The sequence below is a fragment of the Paraburkholderia sp. genome, from assembly GCF_024281035.1.
Taxonomy (GTDB): Bacteria; Pseudomonadota; Gammaproteobacteria; order Burkholderiales; family Burkholderiaceae; genus Paraburkholderia.
Window position 1 is genome coordinate 62,580 of record NZ_JAMXLH010000053.1, and the last position, 19,505, is coordinate 82,084.

A 19,505-nucleotide genomic window follows, 5' to 3' on the forward strand; every position below is an offset into this window, starting at 1 on the left:
CCGCCGAAGCATCGAAGCAACGTAGTCACCACGGCGCAACACCATGACTTCCGGTCCCCTGAGACAAACCGGGCAAACGCAGCCAGCCAGTCCGGCACCCGGCGGCGCCCCCGAACGTACACGCGAATCCATCCGCATGAGCCGCTCCAACCGTGCCGTCGCCGTACCCCGCGCGCCCTGGCTCCTGATCGTGCCGAGTCTGTTGCTCGCGCTGTTCATCATCAGTTACCCGATCTTCAACATCGTGTATCAGTCGCTGCACGAGGTGTCGCGTTTCGGGCAGATCCGCGGTTTCAGTGGTCTGCAGAACTTCTATAACGTGCTCGGCGATCCCGTGTTCATGAGCGCGCTGCGCAACACGCTCGTCTGGACGTTTTTCGTGGTCGCGGGCACCGTGCTGATTTCGGTGCCGGTCGCGCTCATCCTCAACCAGGACTTCTATGGGCGCGGCGTCGCGCGCACGATCGTGATGCTGCCGTGGTCCGTCTCGCTCACGATGACCGCCGTGGTGTGGCGCTGGGCGTTCAACGACGACTACGGCATGGTCAACGTGACGCTGCAGCGTCTCGGCTTCATCTCCGGGCCGATTCACTGGCTCGCCACGCCGGAATACGCGTTCCCCGTCGAGATCGCCGTCGGCATACTCGTGTCGATTCCGTTCACGACGACGATCCTGCTGGGCGGGCTCTCGTCGGTTCCGGGCGACATCTACGAAGCCGCGCGAATCGACGGCGCAAGCGCCTGGCAGCAGTTCCGCCAGCTCACGCTGCCGCTGCTGAAACCGTTCATCAACATGGCGATCCTGCTGAACGTGATCTACGTGTTCAACTCGTTCCCGATCATCTGGGTCATGACGCAAGGCGGCCCCGACGACAGCACGCACATTCTCGTCACCTACCTCTACGAAATAGGCTTCCGTCTGGGACGCCCTGGCGAAGCGGCGGCCGTGTCGCTCGTCATGCTCCTGATCCTGTTCGCATTCTCGATCGCCTATCTGCGCCTGCAAGCCATGCGCGGCAGCAGCGCGGAAGGAGACCTCGCATGAACCGCAAGCTCAAACGCTCGCTGCTCTGCTGGCTCGCGCTCTCGCCGCTGGTGGTCGCCGTGCTGTTCCCGTTCGCCGTGATGTTCTTCACGTCGTTCAAGCCCGCCTCCGAAGTGTTCGTGTTTCCCGCACGCTGGCTGCCGGTGCACTGGCGCTGGCAGAACTACGTCGACATGTGGGAAGCCGCGAACTTCGGCGTCGCGCTGCGCAACAGCATCATCGTGAGCGTGCTTTCGACATCGCTCGCACTCGCCGTGAGCCTGCCCGCCGCCTACGCGCTCGCGCGCTTTCCGTTTCGCGGCCGCGGCCTGTACAAGCAGTTCCTGCTCGTCACGCAGATGCTTTCGCCGATCCTGCTGGTGGTGGGCCTGTTCCGGCTCGCCGCGATGATTCCGTTCGGCGACGGCAACCTCGTCGATTCGAAGATCGGCGTGATCGTTTCGTATGCGGCATTCAACATCGCGTTTGCCGTGTGGATGCTCTCGTCGTACTTCCAGACGGTGCCGCGCGATCTCGAAGAATCGGCGTGGCTCGAAGGCAGCAGCCGCACGGGCGCGGTGTTTCGCGTGTTTCTGCCGCTCGCCTTGCCGGCCATGGTGGTCACTGCGATCTTCACGTTCATCAGCGCGTGGAATGAATTCGCGGTGGTCTATACGCTGATCCGCTCGCCCGAGAACAAGACGCTCACGGTGCAGGTCACCGACATGGTGGCGGGCAAGTACACCGTCGAATGGCAACTCGTGATGGCCGCCACGCTCGCGGCGACGCTGCCCGTATCAGTAGTGTTCGCGTGGCTGCAACGTTATATGGTCAAAGGACTCGCGCTCGGCGCGGTCAAGTAACAACGACGGCAACGGGCGCGCTCGCGTGGCGTGTCACGCGCCCGGTTCGCCACGGCACGAATGCGCCGTGGCCATCATCTGCCGATTTCGTGACCGATCACCCCGCCCGCCACTGCGCCGCCCACCGTGCCGAGCGCGCTGCCGTTGGTAACCCGGTTGCCGACGTAGCCGCCCGCAACCGCACCGCCCAGCGTGCACGCCCCGGTGGCCGATATGGTGAGACATGCGGCGAAAATCGCGAATGCCAGTGCCGCGCCGTGCCTTCGAAGCCAGTTCATCGTCTGCCCCCCTTTTCGATGGCATGACCTTATCGGCGCAAGCCGCGTGCCACGCGCTCAATTTCCGTGCCGCAGGTACAGCAACAGCAACGTGAGCGTTACAAGCGAGCCAATCGTGGAATGCAGAATCGTGCGCGACGTGACGTGCGCTTCGCGCCGGTAGTACTCGGCCAGCATGAACGGGCCGGTGCCGGTGGGCAATGCCGCGAGCAGGACGGCTGTCTGCGCGAGCGGAACCGGCAACGCAAACACGCGCACGGCAAGCCACCAGGTCAGCGCCGGTTGTGCGACGAGCTTCGAAAGCGTGAGCCACCACGACGACTCGCGCGGCGCCGTTTCGCTGCTGCGCCGCTCCGCGAGGAACAAACCGAGGCTCACGAGCGCGCAGGGGCTCGCCGCGCCGCCGAGCAGCTTGAGGAACGTCTGCGCGCTTGCGGGCAACGCGATGTGTGCGCCCGAAACGATCGCACCGAGTGCGGGCGCAACCAGTAGCGGATTGCGCAGCAGCGAGCGCACGACCTTGATGGCGAGGCGATGCGGACGACGCTCGCTTTGCAGGCCGGTTTCGATCAGCACGATGGCGAAGGCGAACAGCACGCACACGACGATGATCGTTGCGATCGTCGTCGGTGTGAGGCTCGACGGGCCGAACGCGATCATGCACAGCGGAAAGCCCACATAGCCGGTGTTCGGATACGCGGCGGCGAGACCGTCGACGCTCGCATCGGCAAGCGGACGGCCCAGAAAGAGCCGCACGCCGACGACGCCCGCGAAGACCAGCAGGCACGCGCCGCCGAACGCAGCAACGAAGGCCGGCTGAAACAGTTCATGCCACGTGGCATGCGCAAGGATGTCGAAGAGCAACGCGGGCAGCGCGAGCCACACGACGAAGCGGTTCAGTTCGGAAGCGGCGGCCGGGCCCAGCACGCCGAGACGGCGGCAGGCGAAGCCCGCAAAGATCAGCCCGAATACGGGCAACAGGATGGATACGGCAGAAAGCATGCGGTTCGATGGAAATTGCGGGCGGAGTACGACAAGAAGCGGGCGAGAAGCGGACGAGAAGCGGAACGTTCAGTCCATCGCGGCGTGGCTCGCGTCGGCGGAGGACGCGCTGCTGGACGATGGCCGGATCAGCACGAGTAGCGGAATCACGAGCAGCGTCGCGACGAACATCATCTTGAAGTCGTTCAGATAGGCAATCATCTGCGCCTGCTGCGTGATGGTCTGATTGAGCAGCGCGAGATCGTTATGCGAGCCGTTTGCGAGCATCGGCTGGATCGCCGGATTGAACGGCGTGATGTGCGCCGCGAGATCCGCATGCGCGACCTGCGTGCCGCGCGTGACGAACGTCTGCACGATCGAAATGCCGATACTGCTGCCGATATTGCGCATCAGGCTATAGGTCGCCGTGCCGTCCGCGCGCAGCTCGGGCGTGAGCGTCGAGAACGTGAGCGCGGAAAGCGGCACGAAAACGAAGCCGAGCCCGAAGCCCTGAACGACGCCGGGCCAGACGATATCCGAAGCCGAGAGGACGGTCGTGTACTGCATCATCTGCCACAGCGCGTAGGCGGACACCACGAAGCCGAACAGCAGCAGCGCGCGCGCATCGACGCGGCGCAGCAGGCGGCCCGCAATGAGCATTGCGAGCATCGTGCCCGCGCCGCTCGGCGCGGTGACGAGGCCCGTGGTCGCGACGGGATAGCCCATGAGGTTTTGCAGCATCGGCGGCAAGAGCGCGCGCGTTGCGTAGAGCACCGCGCCGATCACGAAGATAAAGAACGTGCCCGTCGCGAAGTTGCGGTCCTTGAGCAGCTGATAGCGAAAGAAGGTGCCCGGTCCCGAAGTCGCCGTGTGCGCGATGAAGAACGCGAAGCTGATGGCCGAGATCAGCGCGTAGATCTGGATTTCGAGCGAGCCGAACCAGTCGAGCTGTTCGCCGCGGTCGAGCATCGCTTGCAGCGCGCCGATGGCGAGTGCGAGCGTGGCGAAGCCGAACATGTCGAAGCGCGTCGCACGGGCCGGTTCGCGCGACGGCAGGAAGGTGGAAACACCGAAGAACGCAAACGCACCGACCGGCACGTTGATGAAGAACACCCAGCGCCAGTTGTAGCTGTCCGTGAGCCAGCCGCCGAGCGTGGGGCCGAGCACCGGCCCGACCATCACGCCCATGCCCCACACGGCCATGGCCTGGCCCTGGCGCTCGCGCGGATTGATGTCGAGCAGGATCGACTGCGACAACGGCACGAGCGACGCACCGAAAACACCCTGCAAGAGCCGCGAACCGACGATCTCGCCGAGCGTCTCCGAAAGCCCGCACAACGCCGAAGCCACGGTGAAGCCCGCAATGGCGAAACCGAGCAGCCGCTTCACGCCGAAGCGGTCGGCCAGCCAGCCCGTGAGCGGCGTAGCGATGGCCGCGGCGACGATATACGACGTGAGCACCCACGTGATTTCGTCCTGCGACGCCGCCATCGAGCCCTGCATATGCGGCAGCGCAACGTTGGCGATCGTACTGTCGAGCGTCTGCATGAGGGTGGCGAGCATGATCGAGAGCGTGATCATGCTGCGGTTGAGCGGTGCGGCCTGGCCGCCCTGCGCGACTGCGGTCATCTTGGAAGGAAAGCCTGCGTGTCGAGATAATAAGCATGCTTATTATACGCGCGTCGTATCGCGCGCAATCGACGCAACCGGCGCAATTAACACAATCGGCACAATCGCCGTTCCGCCGCGCGCACCGGGCTCGCAACCGTGGTCCGTATAATCGCGGCATGACTACCGACCTCGAAACACGCTTCGGCTTCTTGATCGCCGATGTGGGCCGTCTGTGCGGCAAGCGCTACGACGATCTGGCGAAGTCGTCGCTCGAACTCACGCGCGCGCAGTGCCGCATGATCGCGTACCTCGCGCATTACGGCGACATGAATCAGGCGCGCCTCGCAGAACGGCTGGAGGTCGCGCCGATTTCGGCCGGGCGGCTGCTGGAACGGCTGGAGGAAGGCGGATGGGTCGCGCGCACGGCCAACCCGGACGACCGGCGCGAGCTTCAGGTCAGCCTTACGCCGAAAGCCGAAAGCGTGCTCACAGCCGCGCGCCACATCGGCGACGAAGTGCAGGCGGAAGCCCTCGCGGGCTTCACGCCTGAAGAAGCCGAACAGTTCAGCCAGATGCTGCAGCGCGTGCGCGCCAATCTGGGACCGCTCGTCGAACGTTGACGGGGTTTATCGCGCGGCAACCTTGCGTTGCCGCCACAGGCACAGCAGGTCGCACGCAATGTGCGCAGCCGCAATCGCGGTAATTTCGCTGTGGTCGTAGGCGGGCGCCACTTCCACCACATCCGCGCCAATCAGATTCACGGCTTCGAGTCCGCGCACGATCGCGAGCGCCTGTGCCGACGAAAGACCGCCCGGCACCGGCGTGCCCGTGCCGGGTGCGAAGGCCGGGTCGAGGCAGTCGATATCGAACGTGAGATACGCGGGCCGCTCGCCGACGATCTCCAGAATGCGCTGGCGCGCGGCGGCCGGACCGTGCTCGTGGACCCACGCGGCATCAAGCACGTTGATGCCGAGAAAGTCCTCATTCCACGTGCGAATCCCCACCTGTACCGATGTCTTCGGATCGATGAGCCCGTCTTTCACGGCCTTGTAGAACATCGTGCCGTGATTGAGGCTGTCCGGCGAATCGTCTGCCCACGTGTCGCAGTGCGCGTCGAAGTGAATCAGCGAAAGCGGCTTGCCGTATTTTTCCGCGTGTGCAATCAAGAGCGGATACGTAATGAAGTGATCGCCGCCGAACGTGAGCATCTTCGCGTTCGAGCGCAGGATCGTGCGCGCGTGCTCGACGATGGCGGGCTTGATCGACAGCGGATTGTGGGCGTCGAACCAGCAGTCGCCGTAGTCGGTCACCGCGAGCGTTTCGAATGGGTCGAAACCCCACGGGTACGGATCGAGTTCGGCGAGCTGCACGCTGGCCGCACGCACCGCGCTGGGTCCGAGCCGCGCGCCCGAGCGAAACGTCGTGGCGAGATCGAGCGGCACGCCCGACACGACGACATCGACGCCGTCGAGTTCGCGCGTGTAGTTGCGTCGCATGAACGACAGCACGCCGCTATAAGTGTTTTCGATGGAAGAGCCGTAAAGCGATGGACGGCGAATCGCGCCGTCGCCATGGATGATGGCAGTCATGCAAGACCTGATTGAAAGGACCGCAGCGCATGAAGCGGAAAAAGTGCGCCGCGGCGGCCGGATTCATTGGGAACGCGGCGGCAGGCATTAAATGCATTGCGTGCATGGCGTGCATTGCGTGCCTGCAGCCGCGCTGGCTTGCGAATCCTTTAGCGCAGCCGCACGAGCGTGGACTTCAGCTCGGTGTACTTCTCCAGTGCGTGCAACGACTTGTCACGGCCGTTGCCCGATTCCTTGAAACCGCCGAACGGGAAGTTCATGTCTCCCCCTTCGTCGTAGCAGTTGACCCACACAGTGCCTGCGCGCAGACGGCGCGCGATGTCGTGCGCGTGCGTGAGGTTCGCCGTCCAGACCGCGGCGGCAAGGCCGTAGTCGGTATCGTTGGCGATGCGAACCGCTTCGTCAATCGTACTGAATGTGATGACCGACAGCACCGGTCCGAAAATCTCTTCGCGCGCGATCTTCGAATCGTGGTGCGTATCGAACACGGTCGGCTGAAGATAGAAGCCGCCGCTCGATTCGTTCACGCGGTCGCCACCTAGCAGCAGCTTCGCCTCCTTGCGGCCCGCTTCGATATAGCTCAGCACGCGCTCGAGCTGGATCTTGTCGACGATTGCGCCCATCGACGTCTTCGGGTCGAGCGGATTGCCCGGCACGTATTGGCGCGCAGCCTCCACAAGCTTCGCAAGAAACACGTCCTTGATGTCGCGATGCACGAGCAGGCGCGAACCGGCCGTGCACATCTCGCCCATGTTGTAGAAGATCGCGCTGGCCGCGGCGTTCGCGGCGCGGTCGAGGTCCGGGCAGTCCGGCAGCACGATGTTCGGCGACTTGCCGCCGAGTTCGAGCCACACGCGCTTGAGATTCGACTGGCCCGCGTACTGCATGATCTGCTTGCCCACACCGGTCGAACCCGTGAACGCGAGGCAGTCCACGTCGCGATGCAGCGCGAGCAGCTTGCCCGGCTCGCCGCCGCCCGGCAGTACGTTGAATACGCCAGCCGGAATGCCCGCCTCGTGCGCGAGCTGCGCGACGCGAATAGCCGTGAGCGGCGACTTCTCCGAAGGCTTGAGCACCACGCTGTTGCCCGCCGCGAGCGCCGGGCCGAACTTCCACGATGCCATCAGAATCGGGAAATTCCAGGGCACGACGGCAGCGACCACGCCGATCGGCTCGCGCGTGACGAGGCCCACGAGATGGTGGTCGGCGGGCGCGACTTCGCCGCCGATCTTGTCGATTGCCTCCGCGAACCATTGGACGCAATAGGCCGCGCCCGGCACGTCGACGGTCGTTGTGTCGCCAATGGGTTTGCCCGCATCGAGCGTTTCGAGCAGCGCGAGTTCGTCGAGATGCTCGCGCATGAGCGCGGCCCAGCGCAGCAGGACCGACTTGCGCGCACGCGGATTCAGGCCCGCCCACACCTGCGCGTCGAACGCGCGGCGCGCGGCGGCGACGGCCGCATCCACATCGGCAGCCCCGCAATCCGCGACGCTCGCAAGCACGCGCGCATCGATCGGGCTCACGCAGTCGAAGGTACGGCCCGAGTAAGCGTCACGATATGCGCCGTCGATAAATGCGCGGCCTTCGATCGACAGGGTTGCAGCCTTGTCCTGCCAGTAAGCGAGTGTTTTCTTTTCCATCAGGATGCCTCAATGTTGTGCGATTTACCGTGCGTGCCGCGTACAGGGCGGCTGACGGCCGTTGGTTCGCGCGATCAGAAAGTGGGCGGCGAATTTGCCGACACCACTTCGCAGATGTCGTTCGCGCTGGGATTGCGAAAACGGTGCGGCAGGCGGCTCTCGAAGTAGTAGCTGTCGCCGGGGTCGAGCAGCCAGGTCGTGCCGTCCACGCTCAGTTCGAGCTGGCCGGACACCACGACGCCACCTTCATGACCCGCATGAGTGAGCATTTCGGCGCCGGTATCGGCGAGCGGCTGATACACCTCGCGCAGGATGCCCATGTTGCGGTCTTTCACGTTCGAGCCCGCGAGATAGAACTCGATGGACGCCGTGCCGAGATTCGGCATCTCGTCGCGCCGCGACACCACGCTGCTGCCTTCGCTCAAGTCGAAGGTGAAGAATTCCGCGAGGCTCATGGGAATGCATTCGAGCAGCTTCTTGAGCGACCCGACCGACGGGCTGACGCGGCTTTGCTCGATCAGCGAGATCGCACCATTGGTGACGCCCGCGCGCTTTGCAAGCTCACGCTGAGACAGGCCGTACCGCTTGCGCACGTAGCGCAACCGGACGGCGACTTCAGTGGATGACGAAACAGATTCGGACACGTTCAAGAACCGTAGACGAAAGCGCGCGCACGCGCGTGGGACCCAGCGGACGTGTTGAATATTCTAATCAGTTGGGGTTTTTTTCAGTCAGTAGAAACCCGCGTATGACGGGCGTCGCCGCAAAATCGGGCCATACGTCCCCCGCGCAAGCGCGTTCCGGCGGACACTCGGGAAAGTGCTGACCCCAAAAACGTTAAAAAATAATTGACGGCTATTTTGGCTCGTATATCCTGAATCACAGGTCGGGCATGATGAAGTTCCCGCTGCTACGCTGCAGTGCCGCATATGCATAGCGATGCGAAGAACTTCGGAAGACGACCGCGTTCCGGTTGATGCAACGTTGGCCGTATTCGCGTTCGCAGCGGGAATGAACCCTTGTTCAACGTCACCCAGTCGAGTGCAATTGTGAGAGTCCGTGGCCCTCTGGTCCGATGGCATCAAAGTCCTGCGAGGTGTCTTCGCAGCGACTGTGCCGCCATCGCCGATGGCAGTAGCGGCAGGCTTGCCTCTCGCCTGCTTTTATCCGCCATCACGATACTTTCGCGCCGGTCGGTCCGGCGCCGTAATGCCATCTCCGCGCGCGCGTTCATCGCCGTCCATACGGACGAAGTCGCGTCGCTGCTGCCCTAGCGCCTCTCCTTCCTGCGCTGTTCGCCGTTTCTGTCGTCTTTCGCCCGTGAGGTCCGTCGCCTCGCCCGTGCGAAATGACTGCGCGCGTCCAACCACGGTTGCACCGCACATCGGCAGGAAACGAACCGCCTACATGATCTCCACGCGCAGTGCCATGCGTTAGCAGGGCGCCCGGCGCAATTCAGGTTTGCGGCCTCGTTTCTTGCGGGGCTGCAAGGTCATGTCACACCCGCTGCATTTCCCGCAATTCATGAATTGCGCATAGCGGCAGACCAAGGAAGCAGAACTTTAGCCATGCGAACTAAACCTCTGGTCGGCGTCACTGCCGATCGAACCATGACAGGCGCACATGCGTCGCACGTCACCGGCGAGAAGTACATCACCGCCGCCGTGGACGGCGCGGGCGCACTCGCGCTCGTGGTGCCCGCACTCGGCACGCATCAGGCCGCAGCCGATCTGCTCGACGCGGTCGACGGGCTGCTCTTCACGGGCAGCTACTCGAACGTCGAACCGCATCATTACGGCGGTGCGCAAAGCGAGCCAGGCACGCTGCACGACCCGCACCGCGATGCAACCACGCTGCCGCTCATGCGCGCCGCAATCGAGGCCGGCGTGCCGGTCCTCGCGATCTGCCGCGGCTTTCAGGAAATGAACGTCGTGTACGGCGGCACGCTGCATCAACACGTGCACGCCGTGGAAGGCTTCGACGATCACCGCGAAAACAAGGCCGATTCGCTCGATGAGCAATATGGTCCGGCGCATCAGATCGCGCTCGTCGACGGCGGCCTGCTGCAACGCCTCGCGCACGGTGCACGCGAGGCACGCGTGAACTCGTTGCATGGGCAAGGAATCGACCGGATGGGCGCCGGGCTCGTGGCCGAAGCCCATGCGCCGGACGGACTCATCGAGGCCGTGAGCGTCGCCAATGCGCGCGCATTCGCACTGGGCGTGCAGTGGCACCCCGAGTGGAAGCACGCGCAAAACGCCCTGTCCACCGCGCTATTCCGTGCGTTCGGAGAAGCCTGCCGCGCACGCATGCTGGCCCGAATACCGGGCGGGGCTGCCAGGCCTGGCGCCGAAGCGCCTCGCACCGCCCACGCCTGAAGCCAGCCCGTACCCGATAGAGAGAACAATCATGCAAGAGATCGACGAGTTTCTGAAAAAGCATCACATCACCGAAATCGAAGCCATCATCCCCGATATGGCAGGTATTGCGCGCGGCAAGATCATTCCGCGCAGCAAGTTCGAATCCGGCGAATCCATGCGGCTGCCGCAAGCCGTGATGATCCAGACCGTGACCGGCGACTACCCGGAAGACGGCAGCCTGACCGGCGTCACCGACCCGGACATGGTCTGCGTGCCCGACTCCTCGACGATCCGCATCATTCCGTGGGCCGTCGATCCGACCGCGCAGGTGATTCACGATTGCGTCCACTTCGACGGCACGCCGGTCGAAATCTCGCCGCGCCGCGTGCTGCGCCGCGTGCTCGAACTCTATGCGGCGAAAGGCTGGAAGCCCGTTATCGCGCCGGAGCTGGAGTTCTACCTCGTCGACATGAACAAGGACCCGGACATTCCGCTCGCGCCGCCCATCGGCCGGACGGGTCGCCCGGAAACGGGCCGCCAGGCTTACTCGATCGAAGCCGTCAACGAGTTCGACCCGCTCTTCGAAGACATCTACGAGTACTGCGATATCCAGGATCTCGAAGTCGACACGCTGATTCACGAAGTCGGCGCCGCGCAGATGGAAATCAACTTCCTGCACGGCGATCCGCTCAATCTGGCCGACCGCGTGTTCCTGTTCAAGCGCACGGTGCGCGAAGCGGCGCTGCGTCACCACATGTACGCCACCTTCATGGCGAAGCCGATGGAGAACGAGCCGGGCTCGGCCATGCACGTGCACCAGAGCCTCGTGAGCGCCGAAAGCGGCCAGAACCTCTTCACGGGTCAGGACGGCAAGCCCACCGACATGTTCTACGCGTACATCGCGGGCCTGCAGAAATACACGCCCGCGCTGATGCCGATCTTCGCGCCGTACATCAATTCGTACCGCCGCCTGTCGCGCTTCATGGCCGCGCCGATCAACGTTGCATGGGGCTACGACAACCGTACGGTGGGCTTTCGCGTGCCGTACTCGTCGCCGGCCGCGCGCCGCGTCGAGAACCGCATTCCGGGCGTGGACACGAACCCGTACCTCGCGATTGCCGCGACGCTCGCCGCGGGCTACCTCGGCCTCACACAGCATCTGAAGCCGACCGAACCGCTCGTGAGCGACGGCTACGCGCTGCCGTACCAGCTCCCGCGCAATCTCGAAGAGGGCCTCACGCTGATGAGCGCATGCGAACCGCTGAAGGACATCCTCGGCGAGAAATTCGTGCGCGCCTATCTGGCGCTGAAGGAAACCGAATATGAAGCGTATTTCCGCGTGATCAGCTCGTGGGAACGCAAACATCTGCTGTTGCACGTGTAACCGCAAGGAGACAAACAATGAGCTACCGAATCGATGCGCCCGCAAGCGCCATCCAACCCGCCCCGACGATGCTGCACGCGCAGGCCGCGCGCTCCACGAGCGAGTACCGCGCTCTCGACGCCGCGCATCACATCCATCCGTTCTCGGACATGGGCGCGCTGAACGCGCACGGCAGCCGCGTGATCGTGAAAGCGAAGGGCGTGTATCTGTGGGACTCGGAGGGCAACAAGATCATCGACGGCATGGCCGGTCTGTGGTGCGTGAACGTGGGCTACGGCCGCAAGGAACTGGCCGACGCCGCCTACCGGCAGATGCAGGAACTGCCGTACTACAACACGTTCTTCAAGACGACGCACCCGCCGGTCATCGAGCTTTCGGCGCTGCTCGCCGAGCTGTCGCCCGAGCCGTTCAATCACTTCTTCTATTGCAACAGCGGCTCCGAAGGCAACGACACGGTGCTGCGCATCGTGCATCAATACTGGCTCACGCAAGGCAAGCCGTCGAAGAAGGTCGTCATCTCGCGCAAGAACGGCTATCACGGCTCGACCATCGCGGGCGGCACGCTCGGTGGCATGGGCTACATGCACGATCAGATGCCCTCGAAGGTCGAGAACATCGTTCATATCGACCAGCCGTATTTCTTCGGCGAGGCCGAAGGCGACATGACGCCGGAAGCGTTCGGCCTCGCACGCGCGCAGCAACTCGAAGCGAAGATCCTCGAAGTGGGTGCGGAGAATGTCGCCGCATTCATCGGCGAGCCGTTCCAGGGCGCGGGCGGCGTGATCTTCCCGCCGTCGACCTACTGGCCGGAAATCCAGCGCATCTGCCGCAAGTACGACATTCTGCTGTGCGCCGACGAAGTGATCGGCGGCTTCGGCCGCACGGGCGAGTGGTTCGCGCATCAGCACTTCGGTTTCGAGCCGGACCTGATCACGATGGCCAAGGGCCTCACGAGCGGCTATGTGCCGATGGGCGCGGTGGGTCTGCACGACCGCGTGGCGAAGGCGATCATCGAGAACGGCGACTTCAACCACGGCCTCACCTATTCGGGTCACCCGGTCGCTGCAGCCGTCGCCGTCGCGAATCTCAAGCTGCTGCGCGACGACGGCATCGTCGCACGCGTGAAGGCGGATACCGGCCCGTACTTCCAGCAACGTCTGCGCGAGGCGCTCGGCAAGCATCCGATCGTGGGCGACATCTCGGGCGTCGGCCTCGTCGCCGGCATCCAGCTCGCTCAAGACCCGAAGTCGCGCAAGCGCTTCGCCAACGGCGGCGACGTCGGCACGATCTGCCGCGACTTCTGCTTCAACGGCAACCTGATCATGCGCGCCACCGGCGACCGCATGCTGCTTTCGCCGCCGCTCGTGATCACGCGCGCCGAGATCGATGAAATCGTGTCGAAGGCGAAGGCCGCCATCGACGCAACCGCGCAACAACTGGGACTTATGTAACGTCACTTGTCTTTGACCGGCGGCGCGCCACGGGGCGCAGGCGCCGCCGGTCAACCTTCACTTCAGGGGATACCAAAATGAGTGTTAGTCATCTTCGTCATGCGGTCGCGGTTGCCGCCCTCGCTCTGTGCGCGGGTCTCACGGCTACATCGAGCCAGCCGGCACGCGCAGCGGACGACGTATTGAACGTCTATAACTGGTCCGACTACATTGCGAAGGACACGATTCCGGGCTTTGAAAAGCAAAGCGGAATCAAGGTGAAGTACGACAACTACGACAGCGACGACACGCTGCAGGCCAAGCTGCTCGCCGGCAGCTCGGGCTACGACATCGTTGTGCCCACCTCGAACTACATGGCCAAGCAGATTCAGGCCGGCGTGTACCAGAAGCTCGACAAGTCGAAGATCCCGAACCTCGCGAACCTCGATCCGGTGCTCATGCACATGATCGCGGACGCCGATCCGGGCAATCAGTACGGCGTGCCCTGGGCCTTCGGCACCGACGGCATCGGCTACAACGTGGAGGCCGTCAAGAAGGCGCTCGGCGACAACGCGCCGGTGGATAGCTGGGCGCTCGTGTTCGATCCGCAATATCTCTCGAAGCTCAAGGGCTGCGGCGTGTCGTTCCTCGACCAGGCCGTGGACGTGTTCGCCGCCACGCTGCAGTACATGCACAAGGATCCGAACAGCACGAATCCCGCCGATTATCAGGCCGCCTTTGAAGTGCTGAAGAAAGTCCGCCCGTACATCACCCAGTTCAACTCGTCGGGCTACATCAACGACCTCGTCAACAACGACGTCTGTGTCGCGGTGGCCTGGTCGGGCGACGTCGGCATCGCGCACCGCCGTGCCGAGGAAGCCAAGCGTTCGTATCACCTCAAGTTCTCGAACCCGAAGGAAGGCGGTCTGCTGTGGTTCGACGTGATGGTCGTGCCGAAGGATGCGCCGCACCCCGAAGCCGCGATGAAGTGGATCAACTACATCGAAGACGCGAAGGTCAATTCGCAGATCACGAACGAAGTGTTCTATCCGACCGCGAACAAGGCCGCTCACCAGTTCGTGACGCCGGCGGTCGTGCAGGACACGACGGTGTATCCGCCGGAAGATGTCCTGAAGAAGATGACGCTGATGAAGCCGATGCCGGCCGATATCCTGCGCCTGGAAAACCGTCTCTGGGCGCAGCTCAAGACGGGCCACTGATGCCCTGAAAGCCCCTGAAGAAAACATGAAGGAGACACTGCGGAAGAGGGATCGCTCGACCCCTCTCCGCCTGAAGCCCGAAGTCTGAAGTCCGGTTGTGCCGCGCCGTATTCCGTGACGGCGCGCACGGCATCCCCCGAGCCTCGTTCGCAGTACAGATATCCGCGAGTCGCGTCATGCGCCCCGTGCGGGACCGCTCGCGCCTGCGATCAGAAAGGAACTACAAGGTTACATCATGAATTCGACGTCAACAGTCAACGCCAGTGCGGCCGCGCGTGCATCGGGCGCCGCGGCTACCCCCAACGACGCCTTCGTGCGAATCGAAAACGTCGTCAAGAAATTCGGCGACAGCACCGCCGTGGATCATGTCAGCCTGGACATCGCGAAGAACGAACTCTTCGCGTTGCTCGGCAGCTCCGGCTGCGGCAAGTCCACGCTGCTGCGCATGCTCGCCGGGCTCGAAACCGCCACGTCGGGCCGCATCTTCGTCGACGGCGAAGACCTCGCGACGCTGCCGCCGTACCGTCGCCCCGTCAACATGATGTTCCAGTCGTATGCGCTCTTTCCGCACATGAGCGTCGAAACGAACGTCGCATTCGGCCTCAAGCAGGAAGGCGTGCCGAAGAACGAGATCCGCGAACGCGTGGCCGACGCGCTGAATCTCGTGCAGATGAGCCGTTACGCCAGGCGCAAGCCGCACCAGCTCTCCGGCGGCCAGCAGCAGCGCGTGGCGCTCGCGCGCTCGCTCGTCAAGCGTCCGAAGCTGCTGCTGCTCGACGAGCCGATGTCGGCGCTCGACAAGAAGATTCGCCAGAAAACCCAGCTCGAACTCGTGAACATCATCGAGAAGGTCGGCGTCACCTGTGTGATGGTCACGCACGATCAGGAGGAAGCGATGACGATGGCCAACCGGCTCGCCGTCATGAGCGAAGGCCGCATCGTGCAGATCGGCTCGCCGAGCCAGGTCTACGAATTCCCCAACAGCCGCTTTTCCGCCGAGTTCATCGGCTCGACCAACCTGTTCGAAGGCAACGTGGTCGAGGACGAACCCGATCACATCTTCGTCGAAAGCGAGGATCTGGAAACGCGCATGTACGTGAGCCACGGCATCACGGGCCCGCTCGGCATGCCCGTGGGCATCTCGGTGCGCCCCGAGCGCGTGCGCGTCACGCGCGAGAAGCCCGCCTCGCAGCACAACTGGGCGCGCGGCGTCGTCTCGAACGTCGCCTACATGGGCAGCTACTCGCTCTATCACGTGCGCCTGCCGGGCGGCAAGGTGGTCGTCTCGAACCTCTCCAGTTCGCACCTCACGAGCGACGATGCGCCCGTCTGGAACGACGACGTCTACGTGTCCTGGTCGCCGGCCAGCGGCGTTGTGCTCACGCAATGAGGAGGATCCCCACATGAGTACGTCTCTTCCCACTGCCAACGCGCAGGCCACGGCCGGGCGCAGCGGCGCGCAGCGCGCGGCGCTCGTACGTTTTCTCTCGCGCTTCGTGCCCTCGGGCCGCACCGCCGTGATCGGCATTCCGTTCCTGTGGCTGACGCTCTTCTTCGCCCTGCCCTTCGTGCTGGTGCTGAAGATCAGCTTCGCCGACCAGATCATGGGCATTCCGCCCTACACGAACCTCATCGAGATCAAAGACGGCGTCGTGCACTTCGCCATGCAGCTCTCGCACTACGCGTTCCTGCTGCAGGACGATCTGTACATCGCCACTTACATCAGCTCGCTCAAGATGGCTGCGGTCTCAACCATCTTCTGCCTGTTGATCGGCTATCCGATCGCGTATTACATCGCGCGCTCGAATCCGGCCACGCGCAACCTGCTGATGATGGGCGTGATGCTGCCGTTCTGGACGTCGTTCCTGATCCGCGTGTATGCGTGGATCGGCATTCTCAAGGATGACGGCCTGCTCAATCACGCGCTCATGGCCATCGGTCTGATTCACTCGCCGCTGCGCCTCTATCACAGCGACGCGGGCGTTTATATCGGCATGGTCTATTCGTATCTGCCGTTCATGGTCATGCCGCTCTACGCGCACCTCGTCAAGATGGACCTCACGCTGCTCGAGGCCGCCTACGACCTCGGCGCAAAGCCGTGGGTCGCGTTCACGCAGATCACGCTGCCGCTTTCGAAGAACGGAATCATCGCGGGCAGCCTGCTCGTGTTCATCCCGGCGGTGGGCGAGTACGTGATTCCCGAACTGCTCGGCGGCGCCGACACGCTGATGATCGGCCGCGTCATGTGGGACGAGTTCTTCAACAACATGGACTGGCCGATGGCGTCCGCAGTGACCGTTGCGATGGTGGTGCTGCTGCTCGTGCCGATGGCGGTCTTTCAGTATTACCAGGTCAAGGAACTGGAGGAAGCCAAATGATCAAGCCCAACCGCGCCCTCTCGGCAAGCGTGCTCGCAGCCGGCTTCCTGTTTCTCTACATTCCGATCATCAGCCTCGTCGTCTACTCGTTCAACGAGTCGAAGCTCGTGACGGTCTGGTCCGGCTTTTCGCTGAAGTGGTACAGCGCGCTGCTGCGAGACGAAGAACTGTTGAGCGCTGCGTGGCTTTCGCTGAAGATCGGCCTGATGACCGCATTCGCTTCGGTGGCGATCGGCACCTGGGCGGGTTATGTGCTCGCGCGCATGGGCCGCTTCAAGGGCTTCACGCTCTACACGGGCATGATCAACGCGCCGCTCGTGATTCCCGAAGTGATCCAGGGCATCTCGCTCCTGCTGCTGTTCGTTGCGCTCGAACAGATGCTCGGTTGGCCGAGAGGCCGCGGAATACTGACGATCTGGATCGGCCACGTCATGCTCTGCGTCTCGTACGTCGCCATCATCGTGCAGTCGCGCGTGAAAGAGATGAATCGCTCTCTCGAAGAAGCCGCGCTCGACCTCGGCGCGACGCCGCTCAAGGTGTTCTTCGTCATCACGCTGCCGCTCATCTCGCAGGCCCTGCTTTCGGGCTGGCTGCTCTCGTTCACGCTCTCCATCGACGACCTCGTGCTCTCCGCGTTCCTCTCGGGACCCGGCTCGACCACGCTGCCGCTCGTCGTGTTCTCGCGCGTGCGCCTCGGCCTCAATCCTGAGATGAACGCGCTCGCCACGCTCTTCATTACCGCCGTGACGATCGGGGTGATCCTCGTGAATCAGTTGATGATGGCCCGCGAGAAAAAGCGCCTGCGCGACATGCAGATGGCCTTCGTGCAGCCGGATCCCGCGGAAGGCCCGAAGCCCGCGGCGCCCGCGGGCGCCGTGGGCCAGCCGATCGGCCGCAGAGCGGCCTGAGTGGCCGGGGTGGTCTGACCAGCACACATGAAATACCCGGGGAACAACGCCAGAAATACAACCTGAAGCACAACGCGAAGCAACAGCGCGGCAACCGTGCGGATCGATGTGCGGCTCGTGGGGACGAGCCGCACATCGACGGGGTATCCAGGCTAAACGCCGAAGTCTTTGCAAAAAAACGACCCACAAGGAGAATCCTGATGAGGAAGAAGTTAATCTGTTTGCTCGTGGCCGGAGCCCTGCCGGGTCTGGCCATGGCGGACGCGACCAGCGACCAGCTCAAGGCCCTGCAGGCGCAGTTGAATGCCCTGCAAAAAGAGGTGAAATCGCTCAAGTCCGAGCTGGCCGCTTCGAAGAACGCGAAGACCACGACCGCAACGACGGCCGGTGCAGCCCCGGCCGTCGCAGCGGCGCCCGCGCCGGTGGTGGATGTGTCGTCGCCCGACTACGGCAAGGCGCCGGCGCGTCTGACCAACGACGAAGTCGAGGCGATGAAGCAGCAGATCGCCAACCAGCAACTGAAGGTGGATTCGCTGAGCGATGCAGCGAATACGGGCCCGCTCGCGGGGCTGTCGGTCACGGGTTATATCGACCCGACCTATATCTATAATCGCGCGCCGGGCACATCGTCGTTCCTGTTCGCGAACCGCTCGCCCCAGTACAACTACTTCAACAGCACGTTCGGCGACGTCTACCTCGACATCAAGAAGACCTTCGGTGTCGGGCCGATGGCGCCGTCCGCCGAAATCACGCTCATGCCGAGCCGCGGCAACGGCATCACGCTGCTGTCCGACGAGCGCGGCAACATCACCGGCAACATCCTGAACACGGCCGTCATCACCGTGCCGGTGACGGCCACCGGAACCTTCGTCGCGGGCCTGATGCCGAGCTTCGGCGGCTACGAGGTGCAGCAGTCCAACCTGATGCTGACCCTCACGCACAACCTGCTCTACGATTTCTCGGATCCGGGCAGCTACGTGGGCGTGGGCTGGAACTGGACGCCTAGCGGCAGCAGTTGGGCGTGGAAGTTCATGATCGCCAACGAGCAGTACCGCACGAATGGCGCGGTCACGCAGACCGGCACGAATTCGCTGCCCTTCCCGCTCACCCAGGACCCGATCACGAGGAGCAACAGAATCCCGACATTCACCGCGCGTGCCGACTACACCTGGTCCAGCGCGCTCGATATCGGCGGTTCGTTCAACATCGGACGCCAGACGCTGGGAGTCGGCACCAATCCGTTCACGGGCAACCAGGGCTTTGGTCCGGGTGCGAACGCAACGACTTCAGGCGGCTATTTCTTCTTCGGCGAACTGGATGCGACCTATACGCTCGCGGATCTGCAGTACAACGCCGAGCTCGACTACGGCCAGCAGCAGCACGCGGCATTCAACGGCGGCAACGCGCAGTGGTACGGTTTCTCGCTGCTCGCGCATCGCAAGTTCAGCATGCCGGGGCTGGGCCGCATGGGGGCGACCGTACGCTACGACCTGCTCGCCAACAGCAAGAACGGCGGCGGCGGCGGCGGCATCGTGCTCAATCCGAACGGCATGGACGTGAACAACGGCTTCGGCGTCGGTGCGGACTGCCTCGTGAACTCCGTGAACAACGGTGGAGCCGGTCTGGAGTGCAAGGGCGCAACGCGTCAGGACGTGGCGCTCGATCTGCTGTTCTTCCCGACACAGCAGATCACGGTCAAGGTCGAGTATCGCCACGACTGGGCCACGCAGCGGGTGTTCCTGCGCAGCGACGGGTCGTACAGCAAGAACAACGACCTGATCGGCACGCAGCTCATCTACTCGTTCTGACGAGGCCGGGGCGGACGGCGGCTGTTGCGGC

The 19,505-nt window shown here is 63.6% G+C and carries 18 protein-coding genes; 12 read left to right on the plus strand and 6 right to left on the minus strand.

Annotation, left to right across the window (positions count from 1 at the left end):
- The first annotated feature begins 136 nt into the window (after nucleotides 1-136).
- Both Q0L30_RS18625 and Q0L30_RS18630 read left to right on the plus strand, forming a co-directional pair.
- Nucleotides 137-1,045, plus strand: a complete 909-nt coding sequence (locus tag Q0L30_RS18625; protein ID WP_296659535.1) for a carbohydrate ABC transporter permease — start codon at nucleotides 137-139, stop codon at nucleotides 1,043-1,045.
- The gene (locus Q0L30_RS18630; protein ID WP_296659538.1) at nucleotides 1,042-1,887 is read left to right on the plus strand and encodes a carbohydrate ABC transporter permease; all 846 of its coding nucleotides are present in this window, start codon (nucleotides 1,042-1,044) and stop codon (nucleotides 1,885-1,887) included. Before Q0L30_RS18625 ends, Q0L30_RS18630 begins: the two co-directional genes overlap by 4 nt.
- 74 nt (nucleotides 1,888-1,961) lie before the next feature.
- Here the strand turns inward: Q0L30_RS18630 and Q0L30_RS18635 are convergent, their stop codons facing one another.
- From Q0L30_RS18635 to Q0L30_RS18645, 3 genes are all read right to left on the minus strand, one after another.
- Complete coding sequence (locus Q0L30_RS18635) at nucleotides 1,962-2,165, minus strand: glycine zipper 2TM domain-containing protein (protein WP_296659540.1); 204 nt, start codon at nucleotides 2,163-2,165, stop codon at nucleotides 1,962-1,964.
- 57 nt (nucleotides 2,166-2,222) lie between these two features.
- Nucleotides 2,223-3,167, minus strand: a complete 945-nt coding sequence (locus Q0L30_RS18640) for an AEC family transporter (RefSeq protein ID WP_296659543.1) — start codon at nucleotides 3,165-3,167, stop codon at nucleotides 2,223-2,225.
- A gap of 69 nt (nucleotides 3,168-3,236) precedes the next feature.
- Nucleotides 3,237-4,775, minus strand: a complete 1,539-nt coding sequence (locus tag Q0L30_RS18645; protein WP_296659546.1) for a DHA2 family efflux MFS transporter permease subunit — start codon at nucleotides 4,773-4,775, stop codon at nucleotides 3,237-3,239.
- Nucleotides 4,776-4,933: 158 nt separating this feature from the next.
- On the opposite strand from Q0L30_RS18645, the gene Q0L30_RS18650 reads away from it, so the two are divergent.
- Nucleotides 4,934-5,377 carry a MarR family winged helix-turn-helix transcriptional regulator gene (locus tag Q0L30_RS18650; protein ID WP_296659548.1) on the plus strand — a complete coding sequence of 148 codons (444 nt, stop codon included), beginning with the start codon at nucleotides 4,934-4,936 and terminating at the stop codon, nucleotides 5,375-5,377.
- Between the two features lie 6 nt (nucleotides 5,378-5,383).
- On the opposite strand, the gene speB is transcribed toward Q0L30_RS18650, so the two are convergent.
- The 3 genes from speB to Q0L30_RS18665 all read right to left on the minus strand — a co-directional run bounded on the left by speB (nucleotide 5,384) and on the right by Q0L30_RS18665 (nucleotide 8,630).
- Entirely contained in the window at nucleotides 5,384-6,346 is a 963-nt protein-coding gene (gene speB / locus Q0L30_RS18655) for an agmatinase (protein WP_296659551.1), read from the minus strand.
- 149 nt (nucleotides 6,347-6,495) lie between these two features.
- Nucleotides 6,496-7,986: an aldehyde dehydrogenase gene (locus tag Q0L30_RS18660; RefSeq protein WP_296659554.1), complete on the minus strand. Its 1,491-nt coding sequence runs from the start codon at nucleotides 7,984-7,986 to the stop codon at nucleotides 6,496-6,498.
- A gap of 74 nt (nucleotides 7,987-8,060) precedes the next feature.
- Nucleotides 8,061-8,630: a cupin domain-containing protein gene (locus Q0L30_RS18665; RefSeq protein WP_296659557.1), complete on the minus strand. Its 570-nt coding sequence runs from the start codon at nucleotides 8,628-8,630 to the stop codon at nucleotides 8,061-8,063.
- Between the two features lie 405 nt (nucleotides 8,631-9,035).
- Between Q0L30_RS18665 and Q0L30_RS18670 the strand changes: the two genes are divergently transcribed.
- The 9 genes from Q0L30_RS18670 to Q0L30_RS18710 all read left to right on the plus strand — a co-directional run bounded on the left by Q0L30_RS18670 (nucleotide 9,036) and on the right by Q0L30_RS18710 (nucleotide 19,474).
- Entirely contained in the window at nucleotides 9,036-9,260 is a 225-nt protein-coding gene (locus tag Q0L30_RS18670; RefSeq protein WP_293034701.1) for a hypothetical protein, read from the plus strand.
- A gap of 294 nt (nucleotides 9,261-9,554) precedes the next feature.
- Nucleotides 9,555-10,364 (plus strand): gamma-glutamyl-gamma-aminobutyrate hydrolase family protein, encoded by an 810-nt coding sequence (locus Q0L30_RS18675; protein ID WP_296659559.1) that lies wholly within the window; start codon nucleotides 9,555-9,557, stop codon nucleotides 10,362-10,364.
- 31 nt (nucleotides 10,365-10,395) lie between these two features.
- Nucleotides 10,396-11,730, plus strand: coding sequence for a glutamine synthetase family protein (locus tag Q0L30_RS18680; RefSeq protein ID WP_296659562.1), 1,335 nt, complete (start codon nucleotides 10,396-10,398; stop codon nucleotides 11,728-11,730).
- Nucleotides 11,731-11,747: 17 nt separating this feature from the next.
- A complete protein-coding gene (locus Q0L30_RS18685) occupies nucleotides 11,748-13,181 on the plus strand; it encodes an aspartate aminotransferase family protein (RefSeq protein WP_296659563.1) in 1,434 nt (477 codons plus the stop codon).
- 77 nt (nucleotides 13,182-13,258) lie between these two features.
- Nucleotides 13,259-14,380, plus strand: a complete 1,122-nt coding sequence (locus Q0L30_RS18690; RefSeq protein ID WP_296659566.1) for a polyamine ABC transporter substrate-binding protein — start codon at nucleotides 13,259-13,261, stop codon at nucleotides 14,378-14,380.
- 235 nt (nucleotides 14,381-14,615) lie between these two features.
- On the plus strand, nucleotides 14,616-15,770 hold the full coding sequence (locus Q0L30_RS18695) for a polyamine ABC transporter ATP-binding protein (RefSeq protein ID WP_296659569.1): 1,155 nt from the start codon (nucleotides 14,616-14,618) through the stop codon (nucleotides 15,768-15,770).
- Nucleotides 15,771-15,783: 13 nt separating this feature from the next.
- A complete protein-coding gene (locus Q0L30_RS18700; protein ID WP_296659573.1) occupies nucleotides 15,784-16,758 on the plus strand; it encodes an ABC transporter permease subunit in 975 nt (324 codons plus the stop codon).
- Nucleotides 16,755-17,666 carry an ABC transporter permease subunit gene (locus Q0L30_RS18705; RefSeq protein ID WP_296659576.1) on the plus strand — a complete coding sequence of 304 codons (912 nt, stop codon included), beginning with the start codon at nucleotides 16,755-16,757 and terminating at the stop codon, nucleotides 17,664-17,666. Before Q0L30_RS18700 ends, Q0L30_RS18705 begins: the two co-directional genes overlap by 4 nt.
- A 200-nt stretch (nucleotides 17,667-17,866) precedes the next feature.
- Nucleotides 17,867-19,474, plus strand: coding sequence for a DUF3138 family protein (locus tag Q0L30_RS18710; RefSeq protein ID WP_296659579.1), 1,608 nt, complete (start codon nucleotides 17,867-17,869; stop codon nucleotides 19,472-19,474).
- Nucleotides 19,475-19,505: the final 31 nt, after the last annotated feature.